The sequence below is a fragment of the Moraxella sp. ZY210820 genome, from assembly GCF_030674635.1.
Taxonomy (GTDB): Bacteria; Pseudomonadota; Gammaproteobacteria; order Pseudomonadales; family Moraxellaceae; genus Acinetobacter.
This window is the reverse complement of sequence record NZ_CP089978.1, coordinates 2,187,216-2,207,899: the sequence shown is the minus strand read 5'-3', so window position 1 is coordinate 2,207,899 and position 20,684 is coordinate 2,187,216. Positions and strand designations below refer to the sequence as shown.

Genomic DNA, 20,684 nt, shown 5'->3' with positions numbered 1-20,684 from the left:
AGCAACGAACAGGAGATAACCATGAAACACTACATTACTATGCTACAAGATTTATTTCTTACGCTCGTTTTTGTTTGTACGGTTGCGATTGCACTAGGCGGTAGCGTAAAGCATGGCGAGTGCGAAGCTGATGTCCGCCCAATGTTATGTATTCCAGTTTACAAACTACCAAGTTTTCAACAAATCCCTTAAAGGAGTTTTTTATGTCTAAACAAGCTACAGAAGCCACCGCATTTATTAGCACATTAGGTGGTGGCGTTTTTGCCGAGCAATTGGGTCAAATTATTAGCGATGTCGCTACAAGTGTTGTCGCTCACGGTAAGAAAGGCAAAATCAATATCACACTTGATATTTCACGCATTGCAGAAACTCATCAAGTCAGCATTTCGCATACTTTAGCATTTGTTGAGCCGACAGCAAAAGGCAAACGTTCAGAAGATACGTCATCTGAAACACCAATGCACTTAAACGCTGATGGTACGGTAACATTATTTGCCAACCATACCAAGCAACTTTTTGAATTACATGAAACTGCCTAACAGGAGATTAAATCTATGGCAACTTTTAACATTGCAGAACTTGTAGAACATACAAACCCTGTACAAGACTTAAACTATGATGGCTTATTTGCTATTCATGAAAATTTCCATATCAAAAATACGGAAATTTTTGCACCGCACCGCAATCGCAAACGTGGCACATTTAAAACGCCAATGCTTGACGATTTCAAAGCCTATGTTGCTGATAAAAAAGCTCCAATTTTTGTTAATCCCCAAGACATGACCGCCATTGCGATTTTCAATTATGGCGATGATGAACAGCAAGGACATTGTGATGATACGGCACAATTAAAACTTGAGCCAACTATCATTTATAAAAAGTTGCAGGCGATTAAAGACAAAAAATTTAATCAACGTGAATTTGCAACATTTTTAGAAGATTATGCAAGTGTATTTACCGCAATTGACGGTAGCGGAGAACATATCGATTTTAGCATTGCTATTACTGCCGTGCGAAATATGAAAGTCGATAATGAGCGTAAAACCGAAAGCACGGTTAATCATTTGACTGAAACACGCTCTGCATTTGACAAAATCGAAGCCAATGCAACGATGGGTAAATTACCTGCCTATCTTAAAGTAACTGACACGGCGTATGTTGGTTTACAAAAACGTGAAATTAGTTTACGCCTTGTGTTAAATACTCAAGACGACAAAGCCTATTTTGCATTACAAATCGTCAAAGAAGAGTTATTGCAAAATGAATTGGTCGATGAATTTAAGCAAACCATCTTAAATTTATTTGATACTGATGTATTTATCGGTACATTTACAGCGTAAATTTTAAATGGGTTAAGCATATCATGTCGGTTTTTAATCGGCATGATATGCAGATTGGGTAAAGCAATGCAGGAATTTTTAAGTTATGAATAAATTTAAATCTGGCGATAAAGTTTATTGTCCTAAAATTGGCGGAAAGATTTATACGCTAACGAATTATGACCGAAAGTTTTTAGCGATATATTTTATTCCAGCTGCTAGTAATTGTTATTTATTCAGCAAAAAAGGCTATGATTGTTGTAGTTATAACCGTGATTACGTCGCACTTTTTCATGTAACTCATGAAAATTATGAGTTGTTATCAAAATTACACCCTAACACCGTTTTTGAATTGCCAAAGGAATAAATATGCCAAATCATATCACAACAATCATCAAGTCATCTAATCAAGACTTGGTAAAGTTGCTTAAAGATTTTAATCAAATCATTAAAATGCCAAAAGTTTTTGATGAATTTGGCAATGGGATTTGTGTATTTTTTTATATTAATGATTTTATTGATTTTGTTAAAAGTCAAAATTTAACAAATATTGATAAAGACGTATTAAAAAAATTAGCTGCCGAATTTGCCCCATATAACGATATACGAAATAAAGATGAATTTATCTTACAAGCATATTGTTATTTTGAAATAGGGTATAAAGACCCTATTGATTGGGCGAGAGCAAATTGGAATACAAAATGGAATAGCTATGATTATGAATTAACTAATAATGGCTGTAAATTTGATACAGCTTGGACACACCCATTTTCGGTTATTCAAAAACTATCTGAAATGTATCCAGATGATGAAATTGAAGTCAAATATGCTGATGAAGATATTGGCTACAATCTCGGTCATTATAAAATCAAAAATAGTCATATTGAGATTATTTTTGATGAAGATAAGCAATCTATGAAAGATAGAAAATGGTTTGCTTTATGTGTTAAAGGTAGCCAAAATGAATATGTTTGGTCTGAAAAAGATGATGACTATATTTATGTTGATGAGAATGAAAATGTTAAATTGTAAAGATGGGTGGGACGGTAATGATTAAATATTATTTGCAAAATCAAAGTTATTATGATGGCAATATTATGAACTGGTGGGCTAAAGGTCGCAACGGCTACACCGCAAATCTTGATAATGCACATCAATTTACAGCTGAAGAATTAGCGGAAATGAGCTTACGTCCGACAGATGTCGCATGGTTATGTAGTTATATTGATGGTAAGACATTACGTTCTGCTCATACTTCATATTGCAATTATGATGAGATGAAAGAGCAGGAAAATATGCTTTTAAGTCAGTCGAATAATGGCGGTTGGATTAAGATTGAAGACGGTGGATTTGATGAAGGTCAAGAAATCTTAATTACAGATGGTAAAGATGTTTGGACTGATACTGTTATGTTTGATTTTGATGAAGGTGTACATTTTATCTATTTTGATAATGGCTCAGACCCTGAAGCTATAACGCATTGGCAACCAAAACCACAACCACCGCAGGAGTAAATATGTCAATATATCGTGTAGTCGTTTGGGCTGATACTGGCATTACAGGTAGTTACAAAAGTGCAACTATCGAAATTGAGCAAGACCAACTGCCAACTGATGAAGAAATGGCAGAAATATTTCAAGAACATATCAGTGATATTGTAAATTCAGGTTATTATTTGGAAGAGTGAATTATGAGTGAAAAATCAATAAAATGGTATTCACAAAAAGACCTTGCAAAAGCAATAGGTGTATCTGTGAACACATTTAAAGAACAATATCGTGAACAATTTCCACCTAATCGTACAGTAGGGCAACGTATGTACTGGTCCAGTGGTTATGTTGAAAATATTAAACAGCAACTTGATACCCCACAAACAACCACGATTTAATCGTGGTTATTTTATGTGTACCCATTCACTAACGATATTCGCCCACCACTGCATTAATTTAATCCGTTCATCTAAATATTCAGCACGATTATAGACATGGCGGACATCTGTTTTTACATGAGCGAGTTGTCGTTCGATGACATCAGCACGCCATAATCCACTATTATTTGCAGATGTAGAAAATAAAGAACGGAAACCGTGTGTTGTCATTTTACCGCCAAATCCTGAACGCTTAATGACTGCTAATAGGCTCTCAATTCTCATTGGTCGAGTTGGATCAAGTCGGTTTTTAAAAATAAAGTCGTTATCTGTTCGTTTTGCATATAGTTGTTTTAATAATTCAAGTGGTTGAGATGCAATAGGAACAATATGTTCTAATCTCATTTTCATACGATGGGTTGGGATAATCCATTGGGCATTATCTAAATCAAATTCACACCATTTTGCATTGCATAATTCGCTTGGTCGCACGGCGAAATAGTTTGCTAAAATTAATGCAATAATAATATACTCTTGACTTGGTGTACTTAATACTTTATCCCAAAAGATAGGCATTTCATCAATAGCTAGGCTTGCCATATTTTGTACTTTGTTGTCAGGGATAATATCTGCAACTAATAGACAAGGATTTTTTTGTGTGTATTCATGAGCTATTGCATAATTAAATACTTGAGATAATAAGCGTAATGCACGTTTTGCTGTTTCAAATGTCCCATTTTGTACAATTCTTTCTACTGCTTTTGATACCATAGCTCGACTGATTTCATGTACATATTTATTTTCTATATCTTCAGATATAAGATTTAGACGGTAAATTACGGTATATTTATATTTTTCGCTTGTCCATTGCACAGAGTAAATTTCAATCCATTTTTGGATTAAATCTTTTAATGTGATTTCTTTTACAACAGCATTATTCTTCTTTAGTTCAGCTAATTCTCGTGCTTGCTTGAGTGAAATTTGTGGGTATTCGCCTAATTTTACACGTTTACGTACACCATCTAAACGGTATTCAAGCACCCAAGATTTTTTACCTGTCGGCATAATATCAATGCTTAACCCTTTTCCATCTGAGATAGAATAGCGTTTATCTTGTGGTTTTAGACCTTTTAATTTGTTATCTGATAGCATGACTGTGTGTTATCTCGTGTGTGTCTGTGTGGTTTTTGTGTGTAAATCACATTTGATGTAAGTTGATTTAACATGATTTATTATGACACAAATTAATAGCTTTAGACAATAGAAAAGCCCTTAAATAAAGGGCTTTTTGATATATTTTGCTTGAATTTGATATGTTTTGATTTTAGTTGATTTGATGTGTTGGTGGAGATGGCGGGAGTTGAACCCGCGTCCGTAAGCACTACACTCGAGAATACTACATGCTTAGATATCGTTTATTGTTTTAACCCTAAGCGACCCAACGAACAGGGTGCAAAGAGCGATTCTCTAAATTTGGTATATCGCCCCGAGACTTGACGTTATACGGACTTGTGTGCGTTCGCTTCAGTCGGGCTAGTAGACCACAAGTATTCTACTAGGCGGACAAGCGCCCTTAGGCAGCTAGAGCGTAAGTTTCGTCGTTTGCGACTATTTAAATTGCGTATTTTATTTACGAGAGAAAACGCACTCTCGACATGCATCTATGAGTTTCATTACTAACGTCGAAGCCAATAACATCCCCATTAAAAGCTGATTATAAAATAAAAATGTATGAATTACCAGTCATATTAACATTTTTATGTAATATAATATTAAGGAGCTTTATCTGTTACTGTGATAGGAGCTACAGGGGTATTCTCTGTTTTAACAGTATGGATAGGATACGGAATACAGATATTTGCCGAATCAAAAGCCTGTTTTACTTCGGCTTGAATTTCACTTACTGATTCTACAATCAGAATTTGTGTTGTATCAATCCACCAACGCACGGTTAAATTGACTGAAAAATCAGCAAAAGTTGTTACATAAACATTAAACTTACGCTCTTTGATGACGTGTTGATTATTGTTTAGTACATTACAGATAATTTGTTTTGCCTGCTCAATATCATCATCATAGCTAATACCTACCACAAATTCACAACGACGTTCATGGTAAGCAGTATTTACCGTAATTGGACTAATATAGACTGTTGCATTTGGAATAATTATTTTTCGTCCATCAACGGAACGTAAATGAGTTGCACGGATTTGAATGTCTTCAACAGTTCCTTCTAAATCCTCAACTTGTATATAATCTCCAATCTTAAATGGTTCACTTAATAAAATTAAAATACCTGATAATAAATTTTGAAAAATATCTTTAAACGCAAAACCAATGGCAACCGAACCAATACCTAAGCTACCTACGAGCTGTGCAGGTGTAAAACTTGGAATAACAATGACCAATGCAATTAAAAAACCAATAAATAAAATGACAACATGTCCAATACGATTGAGTACTAATAGTAGGTTTTGGCGTTGTGGACTGCTGTTAGAAAGTACTTTTTCAAGAAATAAACGAAATAGTTTGGAAATACACCAAAAAATGAAAAAGACAATAAGGGCAATACATAAATAAGGTAAACGCTCCCAAAAAGCATGTGCAAATTGATCAATCACATCATAAGCATCTTTATATTTTTCAGAATGTTCAACTACTTTTTGAGTGGCAATGTGGGTTGCATCTGTTACTTTTTCGGTTGCTTGCTGTGTTGCATTGACTACTTTTTCACTGGCTTGTTGTGTAACATCAACCATTTTATCGGTTGTTTTTTTTGCAATATCTTCGACTGTTTGTGTGGTGTCTTGAACATTATTACTCATTAAAAAACCTATCATTATAAAAATACCCTTAATATGAGTTAAGGATTAAAATAAAACTAAATTATACAAGTGAATGATAGGATTCAATACCTTATTTCGTTATAAAAATGTAATGAATCGCGGAAAACTGCAATAAATAAAAATTTTAGGTACGTAAAACTGCTCCTGTTATTACATCAATAATACGGCTCGGACGTGTGGCATGTCCTAATTCGCCATTAACAATATGCAGATTGGGAAAATATTCACGCACTTGTTCTATAGTTTGAGCTGGTGTTAAACCGCTTGGGTTTGCACTGGTTGAGACAATAAATCCACCAAATTGCTGACATAATTGTTTACAAATAGGGTGATGGCTAACTCTAACGGCGACTTGCTGATATTGCCCTGTAATCCATGATGGAATATTCTTATGAGTAGGAAATAGCCAAGTTGTTGCTTGTTCAGCTTGAGTATCTTGCCAAGATGATATGACTTGTTGATACTGTTGATGGTTTAAATGATCCAATAAAAAAGAGATTTGTTGTATATCACTGGCTAATAGAATCACGCCTTTTTCAATAGGACGTTGTTTTAAAGCTAAAATTTTAAGAAATGCAGATTGTTGATAAGGGTCGCAACCTAATCCCCAAACTGCTTCGGTCGGATAGGCAATTACTTCGCCATGTTGTAATTGTTGTACGGCATGGTTGATAACGGTTTGTTCTGACATATTAGGCTCGTAAAAATAATCCTGCACGTTGTAAACTTAATCCCAATAATTCAAGTTCCATGAGCTGAGCGGTTAAATCGGTAATGGCTAATCCTGTTTTAGCATTCAATTGGTCAATGTCTAAACCTGTAAAATCTAAATGTTGATATAAATGTTGTAAATGTGCTGGTACATCGGCTTGATTCTGTTGGAATGCTAAATTATTTTGAGTTGTAACATTTGTAGGTTGTTTCTTAGATGATGAAACTGTTGGAGTTGGAATGTAAGATGAAGTTTGCCATTGTACTGTTTGTTGTAATTCATCAATGATTTGTTGTGGCTCATCAACTAGAATAGCCCCTTCACGAATTAATAAATGACACCCACGATGATATTCACTTTGAATATGCCCTGGAATGGCAAATACAGTTTTGCCTTGTTCTAAAGCCCATTTGGCAGTACTCAGTGAGCCACTTTTAATGGCAGCTTCAACCACCAATGTACCTAAACTTAAACCACTAATAATACGATTCCGTCTAGGAAAATGATGCTGTAAAGGCGGTGTGGTAGGTAAAAACTCTGTTAAGATTGCACCGTGTTGAGCAATAATCTGTTGCTGTAATGGACGATTGGCGGCAGGATATACTTGGTCTAAACCAGAACCAATTACGGCAATAGTTTTTTGAAATTTAACTCCTGCATGATGAGCTGCTGTATCGATACCATTAGCTAAACCACTGGTAATATAATAACCTTTTTCAGCTAAATAATGTGCAAAATCATAGGCAATTTTGGGGCCATGAGCACTCGGTTTGCGACTGCCAACAATAGCAATTTGAGCTTGCGTTAATATTGATAAATCACCTTGACCAAAAATTAAAGGTGAACGGTCATTATAAGGTTTTAATTGTTCAGGATAATGTTCATCGTCATCAGCAAGGATAAAATCACAATAATCACATAATTGCTGTAAGCAATGAAAAAAAGCTTGTGGATTTTGTAGATATTGTGTGGCTCGCTGTTTGTGGGAACTATGGATAGTAAGATTTTCCCATTGTCTTAAAGCATTATCTTGGGTGGCTAATTCTGCTGAACCAAAATATTGAATTAAATGATGATAGGTGGTTAAAGAATGTTGCACCAAATACCAGAGTTTAATGCGATGGAGCAAAACTTCACTAATTTGGTGCAACATAATATTTAAAATCTAAAATAATTTTAGGAATGAATTAGTCGATTAATTCAGATGGAACAATTGAACTACCCGTATGTACAGGTCCAGTTGCATCCAAAATTAAACCGTAACTCATATTATCAAAGGTTTTAAAAATCATCACATGACCAATGCCACGATCAGGTAAGCGTACAGATTGTTTAGTCTTTGGATCTTGAACCACTTCACCTGCTTCATTAATCGCAAAAACTTGTCCAGAATCCATACCGTGTTTTGTACCACGATTGATGGTTATGACGCTATTTTTTGCACCAGAAGAAATAGAACCTTGTACACGAATGACTTTACCACCAGCTGTTACTTGATTTTTAAGGGTAGGGAAGAACATTGATGGATAATTTGTTTCGTAAATTGGTAACACTACATCTGTACTGCGTACTTCAGCCGTGTAACTTTCAGTTAATTCAATGGTTGCAGTACCAGATGCATCAATTGAAGTTACTACACCTGCTGCCACTTGTTCTAACTCTTCAGCCAGTACTTTAACGGTTGGCTTTTTGTATTTTTTCTCTGCTGGAATGACTTCAGTATAAGGGGTCGTTTGGCGATATACACCATATTCTTGACCAATTTCTAAACCATTGCCGCGAGCATAAACAATTTGCCCTTTACCTGCAAGTACGCGTTTATCTGCTGGTGCAAGTATATATGGAACATGAGTCAAGCTATCTGGTGACATGATAATTGAGCGTGTAAGCCAATGTTCAATATGTGCTAAAGGAATAGTTGCAATAGAGGCTTCTAAAGGTTCTATACGGACTTGAGGGTTATTTGGACCTTTGGCACTACCTGTATGGCGTTTGATGATTCCTGCACAGCCATCACCTTGGTCTTTACCAATTAAAGGCTTACCTTTATAACTACACATTAATAAGCGATCGCCCGGATAGATACGATGTGGATTTTTAACATGACGGTTACCTGCCCAAATTTCTTTCCAACGCCATGGGCTTTTTAAAAATTTTCCAGCAATACCCCATAAAGTATCTCCTTTTTTTACCACATATACTTGTGGTGCACCTGCTTTAATTGATGGTGGTGCCTTATTTGGGCTTGCATGAACTGCTTGTGTACCTGTAAGTGCTAAACCTGTTGCTAATGCAACAGCTAAAACACTTTGCTTAAAACTTGAACGTTTTTTTGACGAAATGCCATTAAAAAGCTGAGCCATTATGATAATTCCCAAAATTAAAGTTTAGAATTAAGATATAATAACATTTTTATTGATAAAATTTCGATGTAGTTTACATTTTTATTCGATTTTTTTTAAGAAAATAGCATTTTTTGAGGTATTTTTATGGCTTTACTTCCTATTTTACATTATCCAGACCCTAAATTGCGTACCATTGCTCAACCTGTTGCGGAAATTAATGATGAAATTCGTCAATTAGTCGCTGATATGTTTGAGACGATGTATGAGGCTAAAGGTATTGGTTTGGCAGCAACCCAAATTGATCGTCATATTCAATTGATTGTGATGGATTTAACGGAAGACCATAGTGAACCAATGGTATTTATTAATGCACAAGTTACTCCTTTAACTGAAGAATGTGCAGTATATAAAGAAGGCTGTTTATCTATTCCACAAGTGTATGATGATGTGGAACGTCCAACACGTGTGAAAATTGAATATTTAAATTTAGATGGCGAACAAGTAGAAGTTGAGGCAGAGGGTTTATTTGCTGTATGTATTCAGCATGAGTTAGACCATCTAAATGGTAAATTATTTGTCGATTATTTATCGCCTTTAAAACGTCAGCGTGCTAGAGAAAAAGTGGAAAAAATTGTTCGCCAACGTCAGCGTAAACAAAAATAATATAATGAAATGATGGTAGATTGATACGGCAATAAAATCTGTATCATCTACTTTACAAAACAGTTGCTAAGGCATATTTAAAAATTGCTGAATTTCATATAAAAATCAGGTAGAATAGAAAAAATATTTTGCCAACCATCATGAAGGTCGCCCATGAATAGTGAACAATTAGCACAAATTTTAAAACAAGCATTTCCACAAGCTGAAATCCATGTAACAGGAGAGGGTGGCAAATTTGATTTGCGTATAGTTGATGACATATTTGAAGGTAAGCGTACGGTAGCACGTCAGCAATCCGTTTATGCACCATTAAATGAACATATTAAATCAGGTGTTGTTCATGCAGTTACCATTCGTGCCATGACTCAAGAAGAATGGCGTAAAGCAAGTTTATTTGGAGTGTAGAGATGGATAAATTTGTCATTCGAGGTGGTAAAGCACTCAATGGGGAAGTGCGTATTTCGGGTGCTAAGAATGCAGCATTGCCACTATTAGCAGCGATGATTTTAGCAGAAACACCAACTAAACTGACCAATGTCCCATGTTTAAGAGATGTTACAACATTAATCAAATTGATTGAAGGTTTAGGTATTACGATGACTTATGAAAAAGATATGGTCATTGCAGATACCAGTACTTTAAATAATCAATTTGCACCTTATGAACTTGTCAAGACCATGCGTGCATCCATTTTAGTATTGGGTCCGTTATTAGCACGCTATGGGCAAGCTCAAGTGTCATTACCGGGGGGCTGTGCCATTGGTTCTCGTCCTGTTGATCAGCATTTGAAAGCATTGGAAGCCTTAGGTGCGGAAATCGTGGTTGATGCAGGTTATGTTCATGCTAAAGTTGATGGTCGCTTAAAAGGTGGTGAAGTGGTTTTTGATATGGTTACAGTGGGGGGGACAGAAAATATTCTGATGGCTGCTGTGCTTGCTGATGGCGTAACCACGATTCGTAATGCAGCTCGTGAGCCTGAAATTACCGATTTAGCCAATATGCTCAATAAAATGGGTGCCAAAATTGAAGGTATCGATACCGATACTTTAATTGTAACAGGTGTAGAAAAATTATATGGTTGTGAATATGCGGTGGTCGCTGATCGTATTGAAACAGGTTCGTATTTAGCTGCGGCAGCGATGACTGGTGGTAAAATTAAAACCACGCACACCGACCCAAATTTGATGGAAGCAGTCCTAGAAAAGTTTGAAGAAATGGGTGCGGAAGTCACTCGTGGTGATGATTGGATTGAGTTGGATATGCAAGGCAAACAGCCAAAAGCAGTCAGTTTCCGTACCTTACCTCACCCAGATTTTCCAACCGATATGCAAGCTCAGTTGATGGCAGTTAATACCATCGCTCGTGGATTTTCAACCATTTCTGAAACCATTTTTGAAAATCGCTTTATGCATGTACCAGAATTATGCCGTTTAGGGGCAAATATTCAAGTCAATGGTAATGATGCAGTAGTAACAGGCGTAGAAAAATTAACAGGTGCACCTGTAATGGCGACTGATTTGCGTGCCTCATTTTCCTTAGTGATTGCAGCATTAGCGGCAGAAGGCGAAACTATTATTGACCGTATTTATCATATTGACCGTGGTTATGAAAATGTTGAAGCTAAATTACAGGCTTTAGGGGCAGACATTCAGCGTATTAAAGGATAAATCATGAGTGATATAAGTAATGATATTATGGGGCATTTTGATAATGGCTTGACTTTAGCATTAAGTAAAGGGCGTATTCTTAAAGAAACTTTACCATTGTTAAAAAATGCAAATATTGAATTATTAGAAGACCCAGAAAAATCCCGTAAATTGATTTTTCCAACGACTGACCCCAATGTACGTATTTTGATTTTGCGTGCGTCTGATGTACCAACCTATGTAGAAAATGGTGCGGCGGATTTTGGTGTGGCAGGTAAAGATGTATTGATGGAACACGGTGCGGAACAGGTCTATGAATTAGTCGATTTAAAAATTGCCCGTTGCCGTTTAATGACCGCAGGTAAAGTGGGGATGCAAAAACCACAGGGGCGTTTACGCATTGCTACAAAATATGTTAATTTGACTAAGCAATATTTTGCTAGTCGTGGTGAACAAGTTGATGTGATTAAATTGTACGGTTCTATGGAGCTTGCTCCACTGGTCGGTTTAGGGCATTATATTGTTGATGTGGTGGATACAGGAAATACCTTGCGTGCTAATGGTTTAGAGCCATTGGAAGAAATTTGCCAAATTTCATCACGTTTGATTGTCAATAAAGCCAGTTTTAAACGTAAACAACATTTGCTTAAACCGATTTTAGAACAGGTTGAACAAGCGGTGAATGAGAAAAAATCATAGCTAAAAGAAAACTTCTATGCTAATATCCAGTATAGAAGTTTTTATTTTGAGAGGAATGAAAATGAAAAAAATCCTATCAGCGAGTTTATTAGCCTGTACAGTTGTATTATCAGGCTGTGCGACACATGAGTTGCTTAATCAAGGGGGGGCAAAAACCGTAACAAGTAAGCAAAAACAAGTGCTTGTTGATGACCATGTCCTTGCATTTGCGAAACCTGCCTATCCTTTACCCAATATGCCAAATAATAGCCTTGTGATTGTTGGGCAAAAACATAGTTATGTTTTGACATCAGGGAGTGATGAATTTTTAGCATTGATTGGCAAATTAGATGCAAAAAATATTACTTTAACCAAAGGTTTAGATTTTTATTCTGCTAATGATGGCAAATTTTCAGGCTCACTTGCATTTAAATATCGTAAATTAGCAGAAGATGTTACCAAAGCCGAACGCAATTATTTTTTACAACATGGTGTAAGAGAATGTACATCATATGATGATAAAAACCTACAAGCACAAAGTTTCTGTTTTGATATTCCATTGCAAGGGGTGATTTATCCTGCGGTAAGTAATCCAGCCAGTTTAAAGCATTTGAGTAAGCCATATCCTGTAACCATTTATACTGAAGTGGAAACATCAAAAGTGGAATATGAGTCAGGTAAAAGTGTGTTCCGTAAATTAGTGTTATTACCATTTGCGGTGGCGTTTGATGTAGCGACTTTACCATTCCAAGCTTTAAATGAGATTTTTGATTAAAATCATATTTATGATTTGATATTAATATCATAAAAGACCTATTATTTTGATAATAGGTCTTTGATTTTGTTATAAAATATTAATTAAAGTGTGGAATAAATAGAAAAATCTATTTCAAATATCTTGTTTAATATATCACTTATTCTTATAATAATCTAAAGATATATTCACTATAGATCTTTAATTATGTATATTTTTGATTAGATTAATTTATCAGACTTTAGTCTAAAATTGATTTAAATTCAAGCAAATAGACTGTAACTGATTTATTAATTAGCATAAGTAGCATATAATTTCTATACTATCAACATATAGTACAGGTGTAATCATGAACCAAAACTATTTTGGCACAGATGGTATTCGTGGTGAATTCGGTCAATTTCCAATTACACCAGAATTCGCTCTTAAATTAGGCTTTGCAACAGGCAAGGTATTAAAACGTCATAGTGAAAAAAGTAAACCTTTAGTGGTGCTAGGGAAAGATACACGTTTATCTGGTTATATTTTGGAAGCTGCTTTACAAGCAGGGTTAAACTCGGCTGGCGTATATGTACATTTATTAGGTCCATTGCCTACACCGGCGATTGCACATTTAACAAGAGCATTGCATGCGAATTTAGGTATTGTGATTTCGGCTTCACATAATCCATTTACTGATAATGGCATTAAATTTTTCTCAGAAGATGGTAAAAAATTACCAGATGCTTTACAAGAAGAAATTAATGCAGAACTTGCTCATGATTTAGTGATTGATGATGCGGAAAACTTAGGGAAGAGTGTACGTGTTAAAGATGCTAATGGACGTTATATCGAGTTTTGTAAATCAACATTTCCATATCATTTAAATTTACGTCAATATAAAATTGTAGTTGATTGTGCTAATGGTGCTGCTTACAATGTTGCTCCAATGGTATTCCGTGAGTTGGGTGCAAAAGTTATTAGTATTTATGATGAACCAAATGGTCTCAATATTAATCAAAATTGTGGTTCAACGCATCCAGAAAACTTACAGCAAGCGGTTATTGATGAACAAGCTGATTTAGGCATTGCATTTGATGGTGATGCCGACCGTGTGATTATGGTCGATAAAAATGGTAAAATCGTTGATGGTGATAGTATTTTATACATTTTAGCATGTAAAGCCAAAGATAAACAGCAAGGCATTGTGGGTACAGTGATGAGTAATATGGCTTTAGAATTGGCAATGCAACAAGCAGGTGTACCATTTGTGCGTGCTAAAGTGGGCGACCGTTATGTATTGCAGGCTTTAGAAGAGCAAGGTTGGTCGATTGGTGGTGAGCAATCAGGTCATATTCTAACTTTAGATAAAAGTACCACAGGTGATGCTATTATCGCAGCACTCCAAGTACTCAAAGTGATGGTGGAACAAAATACCACTTTAGATCAATTAACAGCCGACTATCAACCTTTACCAAGCACCTTAGTGAATGTACGTTTATCAACCATGATAGACCCGTACAGCATTCCAAGTTTGGTAGAACAATTTAACCAAGTTGAGCAAAAATTAGCAGGACGTGGGCGTATTCTGATTCGTAAATCAGGTACTGAACCTGTTATTCGTGTGATGGTTGAAGCAGATGATGCCAATGAAGTGCAACAATTAGCTCACCATTTAGCAGAACAAATTCAACAACAAGCGAGTAATAACTGATGGATATGATTAAAGACTTAAGTGGAATGCGTATGGATTATGATGAAGGTGAACTGTTAGAAGAAGAGGTTCATTCTAATCCATATTTGCAGTTTTTAAGCCATATGAATGAAGCATTACATTTGGGTTTATATGAACCTTATGCAATGTCTTTAGCAACAGCTGATGAACGTGGTCGTCCGCATACACGCATTGTATTATTGCGTGGTGCAACAGAGCAGGGTTATGAGTTTTATACTCATTATGATAGCCAAAAAGCACGAGATTTAGCGGCAAATCCCTATGCGGAAATGTTGTTTTTCTGGGGTAAATTACAAACACAAGTTCGTATTTTTGGACGTGTCGAAAAAATAACAGCTGAGGAATCAGATGACTACTTCCATAAACGTCCACGTGAAAGCCAAATTGGTTCGTATGTTAGCCAACCACAAAGTGGTAAAATTGAAAGCCGTGAATTGTTATTGCAACGTTTAGCAGAAATGCAAGAAAGATTTGCTGATGAAAGTCAAGAAATTCCACGTCCCGATGATTGGGGTGGGTATCGCTTAATTCCTGAATATTATGAATTTTGGCAGGGTCGTCCTGCACGAGTGCATGACCGTTTAATTTATGAAAAACAGGAAAATGGTGAGTGGTTATTATCACGTATCATGCCTTAATGTGAGTGAATCATAGATGAATTATCCCCTTTTTAGGGGATAAATTATTTTAAAGCAGGTGCTAATTTTTTTGTTTCAGAGTACAATAGCTTTATTCTCCAAATAATATACGTGAGCAGTTATGAGTTCTATTAATGTCGATCCACAAGAAATTCAAAAATTTGCCCAACTTGCTGATTTATGGTGGGATACCACATCCGAATTTCGTCCTTTACATGAAATTAATCCATTACGTTTAAATTGGATTAATGAGCATTGTGATGGTTTAGCGGGTAAAAAAGTATTAGATGTAGGCTGTGGTGGTGGTATTTTAGCGGAAAGCATGGCTCGACGTGGTGCTGATGTACTTGGCATTGATTTAGCAGAAGAAAGTTTAAAAGTTGCACAAATTCATGCACAACAACAACAGGTGAATACGGTACAATATCAATGTATTCCTGTGGAACAATTAGCTGAAACCCATGCAGGACAATTTGATGTCGTAACGTGTATGGAAATGTTAGAGCATGTACCAAACCCTGCTTCGGTGATTCAAGCTTGCCAAAAATTAGTAAAACCCAATGGACATGTATTTTTTTCGACTATTAATCGTAATGCTAAAGCCTATTTATTGATGATTATCGGTGCGGAATATGTGTTACGTTTATTGGCTAAAGGTACGCATGATTATAAAAAATTTATTAAACCATCAGAATTAGCGTATGATATTCGCAACGCTGGTTTAACTTTAAAAGATATGACAGGATTGCATTATAATCCGATTATTAAGCGTTATCATTTGGGTGGTAATATTGATGTAAATTATATGGTTTATACGCAAAATTTAGGATAATAATGATGAAACAAGCTGTATTATTTGATTTAGATGGGACGTTGATAGATACCGCCAAAGACTTTATTCGTATCATTCAACACATGGCTCAACAGCAAGGTTTAGCACGATTAGATGATGATTTAATTCGCAGTCAAGTCTCTGAAGGTGGACGAGCGATGGTACATTTATTGTATCCAAATTTGGCTTTAGATAGTGCAGAATTATGGCAATATCGCCAACAATTTTTGGATATTTATGAGCAAAATATCTGTGTAGATACCACATTATTTGATGGTATGAATGAATTGTTACTTGATTTAGAACAGCGTGATATTGCGTGGGGCATTGTAACCAATAAGCCACGTTATTTAACTGAATTATTATTAAAATCGTTAAATTTAACTGAGCGTTGTGCGGTTTTGGTTTGCCCTGAAGATGTGAGTAAAACCAAACCCGACCCAGAACCGATGTATTTGGCGTGTAAACAATTAGATATTGCACCTGAGCAATGTATTTATGTTGGCGACCACCCACGAGATATTGAAGCTGGACGTAATGCTCAAATGTACACCATGTTAGCGAGTTATGGTTATTTACCATTAGACCGCCGTGATGATTTGTTGTCTTGGCAAGCTGATGAAATTGTGGCAGATGTGGCTACTTTACATCAAGCCATTTTAAAACGAATCACTTGATATTTGTGGTTGGCTTATGGCACGATTAAAAGATAAAATTATTTTAGTTACTGGTGCGAGTGATGGTATTGGTAAAGTCATGGCACAAAGTTATGCCCAACAAGGTGCAACGCTGATTTTACATGGGCGTAATGGTGAAAAATTACAGGCTGTTGCTGAACAGATTTATCAAACGACAGGACAAATGTCTGAATTACTTGTACTGGATTTTTTATTGGCGACTACACAAGATTATCAACAGATATATCAAAAATTAGCATTAAAATTCAAATGCTTAGATGGTATTTTACATAATGCAGGGATTTTAGGTTTACGAGAACATTTAATCGACTATCCTGCTGATATTTGGCAAGACGTGATGCAAGTGAATGTACAAGCACCATTATTTTTAACGCAAGCTTTATTGCCCTTATTAAAACAATCTATATCGGCTTCGGTAATTTTTACTAGTTCAGGCGTAGGTCGAGCGGTGCGTGCAACATGGGGTGCTTATAGTTTATCCAAAATTGCGACTGAGCAAATTTGTCAATTATTACATTTAGAAAATCAGTATGGCAATATTCGCTATAATTGTATTAATCCCGGGGCGACACGCACCGCTATGCGAGCAATGGCATTTCCCGATGAAAATCCTGATAGTTTAGTTACAGCAGAACAATTAGTACCCCGCTATATTTGGTTGATGAGTGATGATAGTCAAACTATAAAAGGGCAGAGTATCGATGCTCAAACTTGGTAAGTTATTGAATGTTATGGGTTTTATTAAGTGTATTTGCTGGCTTTATGCAGGCAGGGCGTAATGCTTTTCAAAAACAGCTAAGTGTGTATGTGCCTGTTTTAGGTGTAACTTTGGCACGATTTATTTTTGCTGTTCCATTGGCTTTGGCTTATTTATGCTTTCATTATCAATATCAGCCAAGTCTAATTATTCCCCAATTTTCATCATCATTTATTATCTATATTTTATTGGCTTCAGCAGCACAAATTATCGCTACAGCTTTAATGGTCGTATTATTTCGATTAAAAAATTATGCGATTGGAGCAGGTTTAGCCAAAAGTGAAGCGGTTTTAGCGGCAATTTTAGGCGTAACCTTATTTGGAACACAGATTAATGCCTTAGGTTGGTTGGGCATTGTGATTGGTGGTGTTGCTATATTCTTAATGACGGGTGTGAATAATTTACGTCAGTTTTCGTGGAAAACCTTGTTGCTTGGTTTGGCAAGTGGTTTAAGTTTTGCTTTAACATCATTATTTGTACGAGAAGCAAGTTTGTTGCTCAATTTGCCTGCTTTGGTGTCAGCATCTTGGGTATTATTTTGTGTGATTAGTTTACAGGCTTTAAGTTTAACATTGTATTTATGGATAAAACAGCGAGATACTTTAATAAAATTAATGCATTATCCTGCTTTAACCATTGCAACAAGTGTATTTTCATTTTTCGGCTCGGTAGGTTGGTTTAGTGCCATGAGTTTGCAACACGTTGCATTTGTTAAAACGGTAGGACAAATTGAAGTTTTATTTATGTTGATGATTTCGTTTTTTATTTTTAAAGAACGTCTAAAACAACAAGATTTAATCGGCTTATTATTGATTGTGGTTGCTGCAATTTTAGTGGTGTGGTCATGATGGGATATTTTATATTACAGAAAAGATTACTCACACAAGGGGAACGTGCATTAGCACAAGAAGTTTTTGCCCAAAATTTACAGTTAGATGATATCAAAATCATTGCCCATCGGCTCATTTTAAAAGGTTATGCTATGAGTCCAAATGGTAATATTTATTTTAATATTGCCGATTATTGTGATGATTTTTCTCAACAAAATCTCGCTATACAAAGTTGGCTAATTCATGAATTGGTGCATGTATGGCAAATTCAACAAGGCATGAAAGTGGTGCGTAGAGCGATTTTTGACCGCCGTTATCGCTATCGTTTATCACAAGATAAATCATTTTATCAATATGGTATTGAGCAACAAGCACAGATGGTACAAGATTATTTCTTAAAAATGCGACAAAATTTACCGTGTGATGATTTAAAACAATGCATTCCATTTGTACAATAATGGTGGATGTTACATTTTACTTTTACAAAAACAATGGTTTTGATGGTCATCAACCATACCGACCGCTTGCATAAATGCATAACACGTGGTCGCTCCAACAAATTTGAAGCCATGCTTTTTCAGTTGTTTAGACATAGTTTGGCTGATTTCGTTTTGTGTGATGATTTCATTTTCATGATGAATAATCGGTTGATGTTTGACAAAATGCCATAACCAATTCACTACATCGATACCTTGCTGTTGTAATTTTAACCATGCTTGGGCATTATCACGAATAGCTGTGAGTTTAGCTAAATGTCGAATTAAACCAGTATCTTTGCATTTTTCTGCTAATAATTCATCAGAAAATTGAGCAATTTCTGCAATACTATAATTGAAAAAATGCTGACGATAACATTCTCGCTTCTTGAGTACAGTAATCCATGATAGCCCTGCTTGCTGACCTTCTAAGCATAATTGTTCAAATAATAAATGCTCATCAAAACAAGGCTTTCCCCATTCATGGTCATGATAATGTTGATAAATTTCGCTATGACCTACCCAAGAGCAACGTTGTACCATCATCAATTAATACTTTTATTTCAAGAAAAACGGTTGCCATGCACTCGTTTGATGGTGCCAATAGAAAAATTGAGCTTGGTTTAATTGCTCAAATTTAATCCAAATATCTTTACTATTTTTATCGCCAAAACCTGTACTAATGAGTAAGGAATCATCTGTAATTTCCATAATCCAGCCCTGATATTCAGCAGGTTTCCCTGATGGCGTTTGACAAATAATTTTATGTTGATTGCCAAGCTCTGCAAATTCAATCAGTTGTTCAAGCATAATCTATTCTCACAATTTAGTTTGCTTATTGTACCGCAGAAATGACTTTTTGCATTGCGGTAGGTATAGCTTTTTGTTGGATTTGATTAATTTCCAACCATTCACCTGTTAAATGGCTAGGTAGTTGGGCTAAATGTTCCACGTGAAACATTTTTATGGCTAATTGCCATGTAAAATGCGTAAAACTATGTGATATGGTAATATTATCAACATCTGTTTTTAAATCAAGTGCTAAAATATGCTGATAAAGTTCATCATCATCTTGTACAATGGGTAGACACCACAAACCACCCCATAAACCAGTTAAAGGGCGTTGTTGCCATAACCATTGTTGTTGATGTTGTAAAATAAGGACATGAGCATAACGGATTGGCACGGCTGTTTTAGCTTTTTTGAATGGTAATTCATCAACCAGACCTTGTGCAAAAGCCTGACATTTTGGTTGTAATGGACAATAAATACACAATGCTTTTTTGGGTGTGCAAATGGTTGCACCTAAATCCATAATCGCTTGAGTATAATCCGCATTGCGATATTGTGGACAAAGTTGTTCTGCTAATTGCCACATACGTTTGTCATGAATAGGCTTGCTTAAATCATCTTCTATCGCAAAAAAACGGGCTAATACACGTTTGACATTGCCATCTAAAATCACACCATATTGTCTTAAACCTAAAGACATCAATGCTCCTGCGGTTGAGCGTCCAATGCCTGATAGTTGTTGCCATTCATCAGCAGTTTTAGGAAAATAACCTTGTTGATGAACTATTTGACTGGCTTTATGTAAATTTCTTGCTCGTGCATAATAGCCTAAACCAGCCCAATAGGGTGCAACATCTTCCCAATCCGCTTGGGCTAAATCGGCAACGGTAGGGAAACGTTCAATAAATTTTGGATAATAATTGAGTACGGTTTTGACTTGGGTTTGTTGTAACATGATTTCAGAGACCCAAACTTTATAAGGGTCATCAGCGACTTGCCAAGGTAGGTCATGGCGACCGTGTTGATCAAACCATGTAAGCAAATGATGTTGAAAATAATGAATAATATCAGTCATATACATAATATAAAAACGCCCAATAATCTATTGGACGTTTTA

At 35.8% G+C, this 20,684-nt stretch carries 28 protein-coding genes and 1 other RNA gene; 20 read left to right on the top strand and 9 right to left on the bottom strand.

Annotation, left to right across the window (positions count from 1 at the left end):
• The first annotated feature begins 21 nt into the window (after positions 1–21).
• The 8 genes from LU301_RS11095 (at position 22) to LU301_RS11060 (ending at position 3,207) form a co-directional block, all read left to right on the top strand.
• Complete coding sequence (locus tag LU301_RS11095) at positions 22–192, top strand: hypothetical protein (RefSeq protein WP_305270802.1); 171 nt, start codon at positions 22–24, stop codon at positions 190–192.
• An 11-nt stretch (positions 193–203) separates the two neighbouring features.
• A complete protein-coding gene (locus tag LU301_RS11090; protein WP_305270800.1) occupies positions 204–539 on the top strand; it encodes a hypothetical protein in 336 nt (111 codons plus the stop codon).
• A gap of 15 nt (positions 540–554) precedes the next feature.
• Complete coding sequence (locus tag LU301_RS11085; RefSeq protein ID WP_305270797.1) at positions 555–1,340, top strand: DUF2303 family protein; 786 nt, start codon at positions 555–557, stop codon at positions 1,338–1,340.
• 85 nt (positions 1,341–1,425) lie between these two features.
• Positions 1,426–1,686: a hypothetical protein gene (locus tag LU301_RS11080; protein WP_305270793.1), complete on the top strand. Its 261-nt coding sequence runs from the start codon at positions 1,426–1,428 to the stop codon at positions 1,684–1,686.
• A 2-nt stretch (positions 1,687–1,688) separates the two neighbouring features.
• Complete coding sequence (locus LU301_RS11075; RefSeq protein ID WP_305270791.1) at positions 1,689–2,351, top strand: DUF1281 family ferredoxin-like fold protein; 663 nt, start codon at positions 1,689–1,691, stop codon at positions 2,349–2,351.
• 17 nt (positions 2,352–2,368) lie between these two features.
• Positions 2,369–2,833, top strand: coding sequence for a DUF551 domain-containing protein (locus LU301_RS11070; protein ID WP_305270790.1), 465 nt, complete (start codon positions 2,369–2,371; stop codon positions 2,831–2,833).
• A gap of 2 nt (positions 2,834–2,835) precedes the next feature.
• Complete coding sequence (locus LU301_RS11065; RefSeq protein ID WP_305270787.1) at positions 2,836–3,006, top strand: DUF7167 family protein; 171 nt, start codon at positions 2,836–2,838, stop codon at positions 3,004–3,006.
• Positions 3,007–3,009: 3 nt separating this feature from the next.
• Entirely contained in the window at positions 3,010–3,207 is a 198-nt protein-coding gene (locus tag LU301_RS11060) for a hypothetical protein (RefSeq protein ID WP_305270784.1), read from the top strand.
• Positions 3,208–3,213: 6 nt separating this feature from the next.
• On the opposite strand, the gene LU301_RS11055 is transcribed toward LU301_RS11060, so the two are convergent.
• From LU301_RS11055 to LU301_RS11030, 6 genes are all read right to left on the bottom strand, one after another.
• Positions 3,214–4,338: a tyrosine-type recombinase/integrase gene (locus tag LU301_RS11055; RefSeq protein WP_305270781.1), complete on the bottom strand. Its 1,125-nt coding sequence runs from the start codon at positions 4,336–4,338 to the stop codon at positions 3,214–3,216.
• Positions 4,339–4,528: 190 nt separating this feature from the next.
• Positions 4,529–4,888, bottom strand: a transfer-messenger RNA (tmRNA) gene (ssrA, locus tag LU301_RS11050).
• 70 nt (positions 4,889–4,958) lie between these two features.
• Positions 4,959–5,945: a mechanosensitive ion channel family protein gene (locus LU301_RS11045; protein ID WP_370692263.1), complete on the bottom strand. Its 987-nt coding sequence runs from the start codon at positions 5,943–5,945 to the stop codon at positions 4,959–4,961.
• A gap of 211 nt (positions 5,946–6,156) precedes the next feature.
• Entirely contained in the window at positions 6,157–6,723 is a 567-nt protein-coding gene (gene tsaC / locus LU301_RS11040) for an L-threonylcarbamoyladenylate synthase type 1 TsaC (protein ID WP_305270777.1), read from the bottom strand.
• A 1-nt stretch (position 6,724) separates the two neighbouring features.
• Positions 6,725–7,897, bottom strand: a complete 1,173-nt coding sequence (dprA, locus tag LU301_RS11035; RefSeq protein ID WP_305270774.1) for a DNA-processing protein DprA — start codon at positions 7,895–7,897, stop codon at positions 6,725–6,727.
• Positions 7,898–7,931: 34 nt separating this feature from the next.
• A complete protein-coding gene (locus tag LU301_RS11030; RefSeq protein ID WP_305270772.1) occupies positions 7,932–9,107 on the bottom strand; it encodes a LysM peptidoglycan-binding domain-containing protein in 1,176 nt (391 codons plus the stop codon).
• Between the two features lie 126 nt (positions 9,108–9,233).
• Here LU301_RS11030 and def point away from each other — a divergent pair, with 126 nt between their 5' ends.
• The 12 genes from def to LU301_RS10970 all read left to right on the top strand — a co-directional run bounded on the left by def (position 9,234) and on the right by LU301_RS10970 (position 18,757).
• Positions 9,234–9,752 carry a peptide deformylase gene (gene def, locus LU301_RS11025; RefSeq protein ID WP_305270770.1) on the top strand — a complete coding sequence of 173 codons (519 nt, stop codon included), beginning with the start codon at positions 9,234–9,236 and terminating at the stop codon, positions 9,750–9,752.
• A 153-nt stretch (positions 9,753–9,905) separates the two neighbouring features.
• Positions 9,906–10,157: a BolA family iron metabolism protein IbaG gene (gene ibaG, locus LU301_RS11020; protein WP_305270768.1), complete on the top strand. Its 252-nt coding sequence runs from the start codon at positions 9,906–9,908 to the stop codon at positions 10,155–10,157.
• A gap of 2 nt (positions 10,158–10,159) precedes the next feature.
• Positions 10,160–11,419: a UDP-N-acetylglucosamine 1-carboxyvinyltransferase gene (gene murA / locus LU301_RS11015; RefSeq protein WP_305270766.1), complete on the top strand. Its 1,260-nt coding sequence runs from the start codon at positions 10,160–10,162 to the stop codon at positions 11,417–11,419.
• Positions 11,420–12,097, top strand: a complete 678-nt coding sequence (hisG, locus tag LU301_RS11010; protein WP_370692262.1) for an ATP phosphoribosyltransferase — start codon at positions 11,420–11,422, stop codon at positions 12,095–12,097.
• Between the two features lie 61 nt (positions 12,098–12,158).
• Complete coding sequence (locus tag LU301_RS11005) at positions 12,159–12,851, top strand: YidX family protein (protein WP_305270762.1); 693 nt, start codon at positions 12,159–12,161, stop codon at positions 12,849–12,851.
• 328 nt (positions 12,852–13,179) lie between these two features.
• On the top strand, positions 13,180–14,523 hold the full coding sequence (gene glmM, locus LU301_RS11000) for a phosphoglucosamine mutase (protein ID WP_305270760.1): 1,344 nt from the start codon (positions 13,180–13,182) through the stop codon (positions 14,521–14,523).
• Complete coding sequence (gene pdxH / locus LU301_RS10995) at positions 14,520–15,182, top strand: pyridoxamine 5'-phosphate oxidase (RefSeq protein WP_305274076.1); 663 nt, start codon at positions 14,520–14,522, stop codon at positions 15,180–15,182. Before glmM ends, pdxH begins: the two co-directional genes overlap by 4 nt.
• A 121-nt stretch (positions 15,183–15,303) precedes the next feature.
• On the top strand, positions 15,304–16,014 hold the full coding sequence (gene ubiG / locus LU301_RS10990) for a bifunctional 2-polyprenyl-6-hydroxyphenol methylase/3-demethylubiquinol 3-O-methyltransferase UbiG (protein ID WP_305270758.1): 711 nt from the start codon (positions 15,304–15,306) through the stop codon (positions 16,012–16,014).
• A gap of 5 nt (positions 16,015–16,019) precedes the next feature.
• Positions 16,020–16,691, top strand: coding sequence for an HAD family hydrolase (locus LU301_RS10985; protein ID WP_305270756.1), 672 nt, complete (start codon positions 16,020–16,022; stop codon positions 16,689–16,691).
• Positions 16,692–16,707: 16 nt separating this feature from the next.
• Positions 16,708–17,430 carry a YciK family oxidoreductase gene (locus tag LU301_RS10980; protein WP_305270754.1) on the top strand — a complete coding sequence of 241 codons (723 nt, stop codon included), beginning with the start codon at positions 16,708–16,710 and terminating at the stop codon, positions 17,428–17,430.
• 8 nt (positions 17,431–17,438) lie between these two features.
• Positions 17,439–18,317, top strand: a complete 879-nt coding sequence (locus LU301_RS10975; RefSeq protein ID WP_305270752.1) for a DMT family transporter — start codon at positions 17,439–17,441, stop codon at positions 18,315–18,317.
• On the top strand, positions 18,314–18,757 hold the full coding sequence (locus LU301_RS10970) for a type IV secretion protein Rhs (protein WP_305270750.1): 444 nt from the start codon (positions 18,314–18,316) through the stop codon (positions 18,755–18,757). The genes LU301_RS10975 and LU301_RS10970 overlap by 4 nt, the downstream gene beginning before the upstream one ends.
• 9 nt (positions 18,758–18,766) lie before the next feature.
• Here the strand turns inward: LU301_RS10970 and LU301_RS10965 are convergent, their stop codons facing one another.
• Genes LU301_RS10965 through mutY form a run of 3 tightly spaced genes read right to left on the bottom strand, consistent with a single transcriptional unit; the run spans position 18,767 to position 20,642 of the window.
• Complete coding sequence (locus LU301_RS10965) at positions 18,767–19,321, bottom strand: DNA-3-methyladenine glycosylase I (RefSeq protein ID WP_305270748.1); 555 nt, start codon at positions 19,319–19,321, stop codon at positions 18,767–18,769.
• Between the two features lie 12 nt (positions 19,322–19,333).
• A complete protein-coding gene (locus tag LU301_RS10960) occupies positions 19,334–19,585 on the bottom strand; it encodes a hypothetical protein (protein WP_305270747.1) in 252 nt (83 codons plus the stop codon).
• A 25-nt stretch (positions 19,586–19,610) separates the two neighbouring features.
• A complete protein-coding gene (gene mutY / locus LU301_RS10955) occupies positions 19,611–20,642 on the bottom strand; it encodes an A/G-specific adenine glycosylase (RefSeq protein ID WP_305274074.1) in 1,032 nt (343 codons plus the stop codon).
• Positions 20,643–20,684: the final 42 nt, after the last annotated feature.

Coding starts and splice junctions, on each gene's coding strand:
- mutY (WP_305274074.1), bottom strand. CDS start 20,642: ATGACTGATATTATTCATTATTTTCAACATCATTTGCTTACATGGTTT.
- LU301_RS11055 (WP_305270781.1), bottom strand. CDS start 4,338: ATGCTATCAGATAACAAATTAAAAGGTCTAAAACCACAAGATAAACGC.
- LU301_RS11065 (WP_305270787.1), top strand. CDS start 2,836: ATGTCAATATATCGTGTAGTCGTTTGGGCTGATACTGGCATTACAGGT.
- LU301_RS11060 (WP_305270784.1), top strand. CDS start 3,010: ATGAGTGAAAAATCAATAAAATGGTATTCACAAAAAGACCTTGCAAAA.
- LU301_RS10975 (WP_305270752.1), top strand. CDS start 17,439: ATGTTATGGGTTTTATTAAGTGTATTTGCTGGCTTTATGCAGGCAGGG.
- LU301_RS10970 (WP_305270750.1), top strand. CDS start 18,314: ATGATGGGATATTTTATATTACAGAAAAGATTACTCACACAAGGGGAA.
- murA (WP_305270766.1), top strand. CDS start 10,160: ATGGATAAATTTGTCATTCGAGGTGGTAAAGCACTCAATGGGGAAGTG.
- LU301_RS11005 (WP_305270762.1), top strand. CDS start 12,159: ATGAAAAAAATCCTATCAGCGAGTTTATTAGCCTGTACAGTTGTATTA.
- dprA (WP_305270774.1), bottom strand. CDS start 7,897: ATGTTGCACCAAATTAGTGAAGTTTTGCTCCATCGCATTAAACTCTGG.
- LU301_RS11075 (WP_305270791.1), top strand. CDS start 1,689: ATGCCAAATCATATCACAACAATCATCAAGTCATCTAATCAAGACTTG.
- ibaG (WP_305270768.1), top strand. CDS start 9,906: ATGAATAGTGAACAATTAGCACAAATTTTAAAACAAGCATTTCCACAA.
- LU301_RS11095 (WP_305270802.1), top strand. CDS start 22: ATGAAACACTACATTACTATGCTACAAGATTTATTTCTTACGCTCGTT.
- LU301_RS10985 (WP_305270756.1), top strand. CDS start 16,020: ATGAAACAAGCTGTATTATTTGATTTAGATGGGACGTTGATAGATACC.
- LU301_RS11030 (WP_305270772.1), bottom strand. CDS start 9,107: ATGGCTCAGCTTTTTAATGGCATTTCGTCAAAAAAACGTTCAAGTTTT.
- glmM (WP_305270760.1), top strand. CDS start 13,180: ATGAACCAAAACTATTTTGGCACAGATGGTATTCGTGGTGAATTCGGT.
- def (WP_305270770.1), top strand. CDS start 9,234: ATGGCTTTACTTCCTATTTTACATTATCCAGACCCTAAATTGCGTACC.
- LU301_RS11070 (WP_305270790.1), top strand. CDS start 2,369: ATGATTAAATATTATTTGCAAAATCAAAGTTATTATGATGGCAATATT.
- LU301_RS11080 (WP_305270793.1), top strand. CDS start 1,426: ATGAATAAATTTAAATCTGGCGATAAAGTTTATTGTCCTAAAATTGGC.
- LU301_RS11045 (WP_370692263.1), bottom strand. CDS start 5,945: ATGGTTGATGTTACACAACAAGCCAGTGAAAAAGTAGTCAATGCAACA.
- LU301_RS11085 (WP_305270797.1), top strand. CDS start 555: ATGGCAACTTTTAACATTGCAGAACTTGTAGAACATACAAACCCTGTA.
- LU301_RS10980 (WP_305270754.1), top strand. CDS start 16,708: ATGGCACGATTAAAAGATAAAATTATTTTAGTTACTGGTGCGAGTGAT.
- LU301_RS10965 (WP_305270748.1), bottom strand. CDS start 19,321: ATGATGGTACAACGTTGCTCTTGGGTAGGTCATAGCGAAATTTATCAA.
- LU301_RS10960 (WP_305270747.1), bottom strand. CDS start 19,585: ATGCTTGAACAACTGATTGAATTTGCAGAGCTTGGCAATCAACATAAA.
- tsaC (WP_305270777.1), bottom strand. CDS start 6,723: ATGTCAGAACAAACCGTTATCAACCATGCCGTACAACAATTACAACAT.
- ubiG (WP_305270758.1), top strand. CDS start 15,304: ATGAGTTCTATTAATGTCGATCCACAAGAAATTCAAAAATTTGCCCAA.
- LU301_RS11090 (WP_305270800.1), top strand. CDS start 204: ATGTCTAAACAAGCTACAGAAGCCACCGCATTTATTAGCACATTAGGT.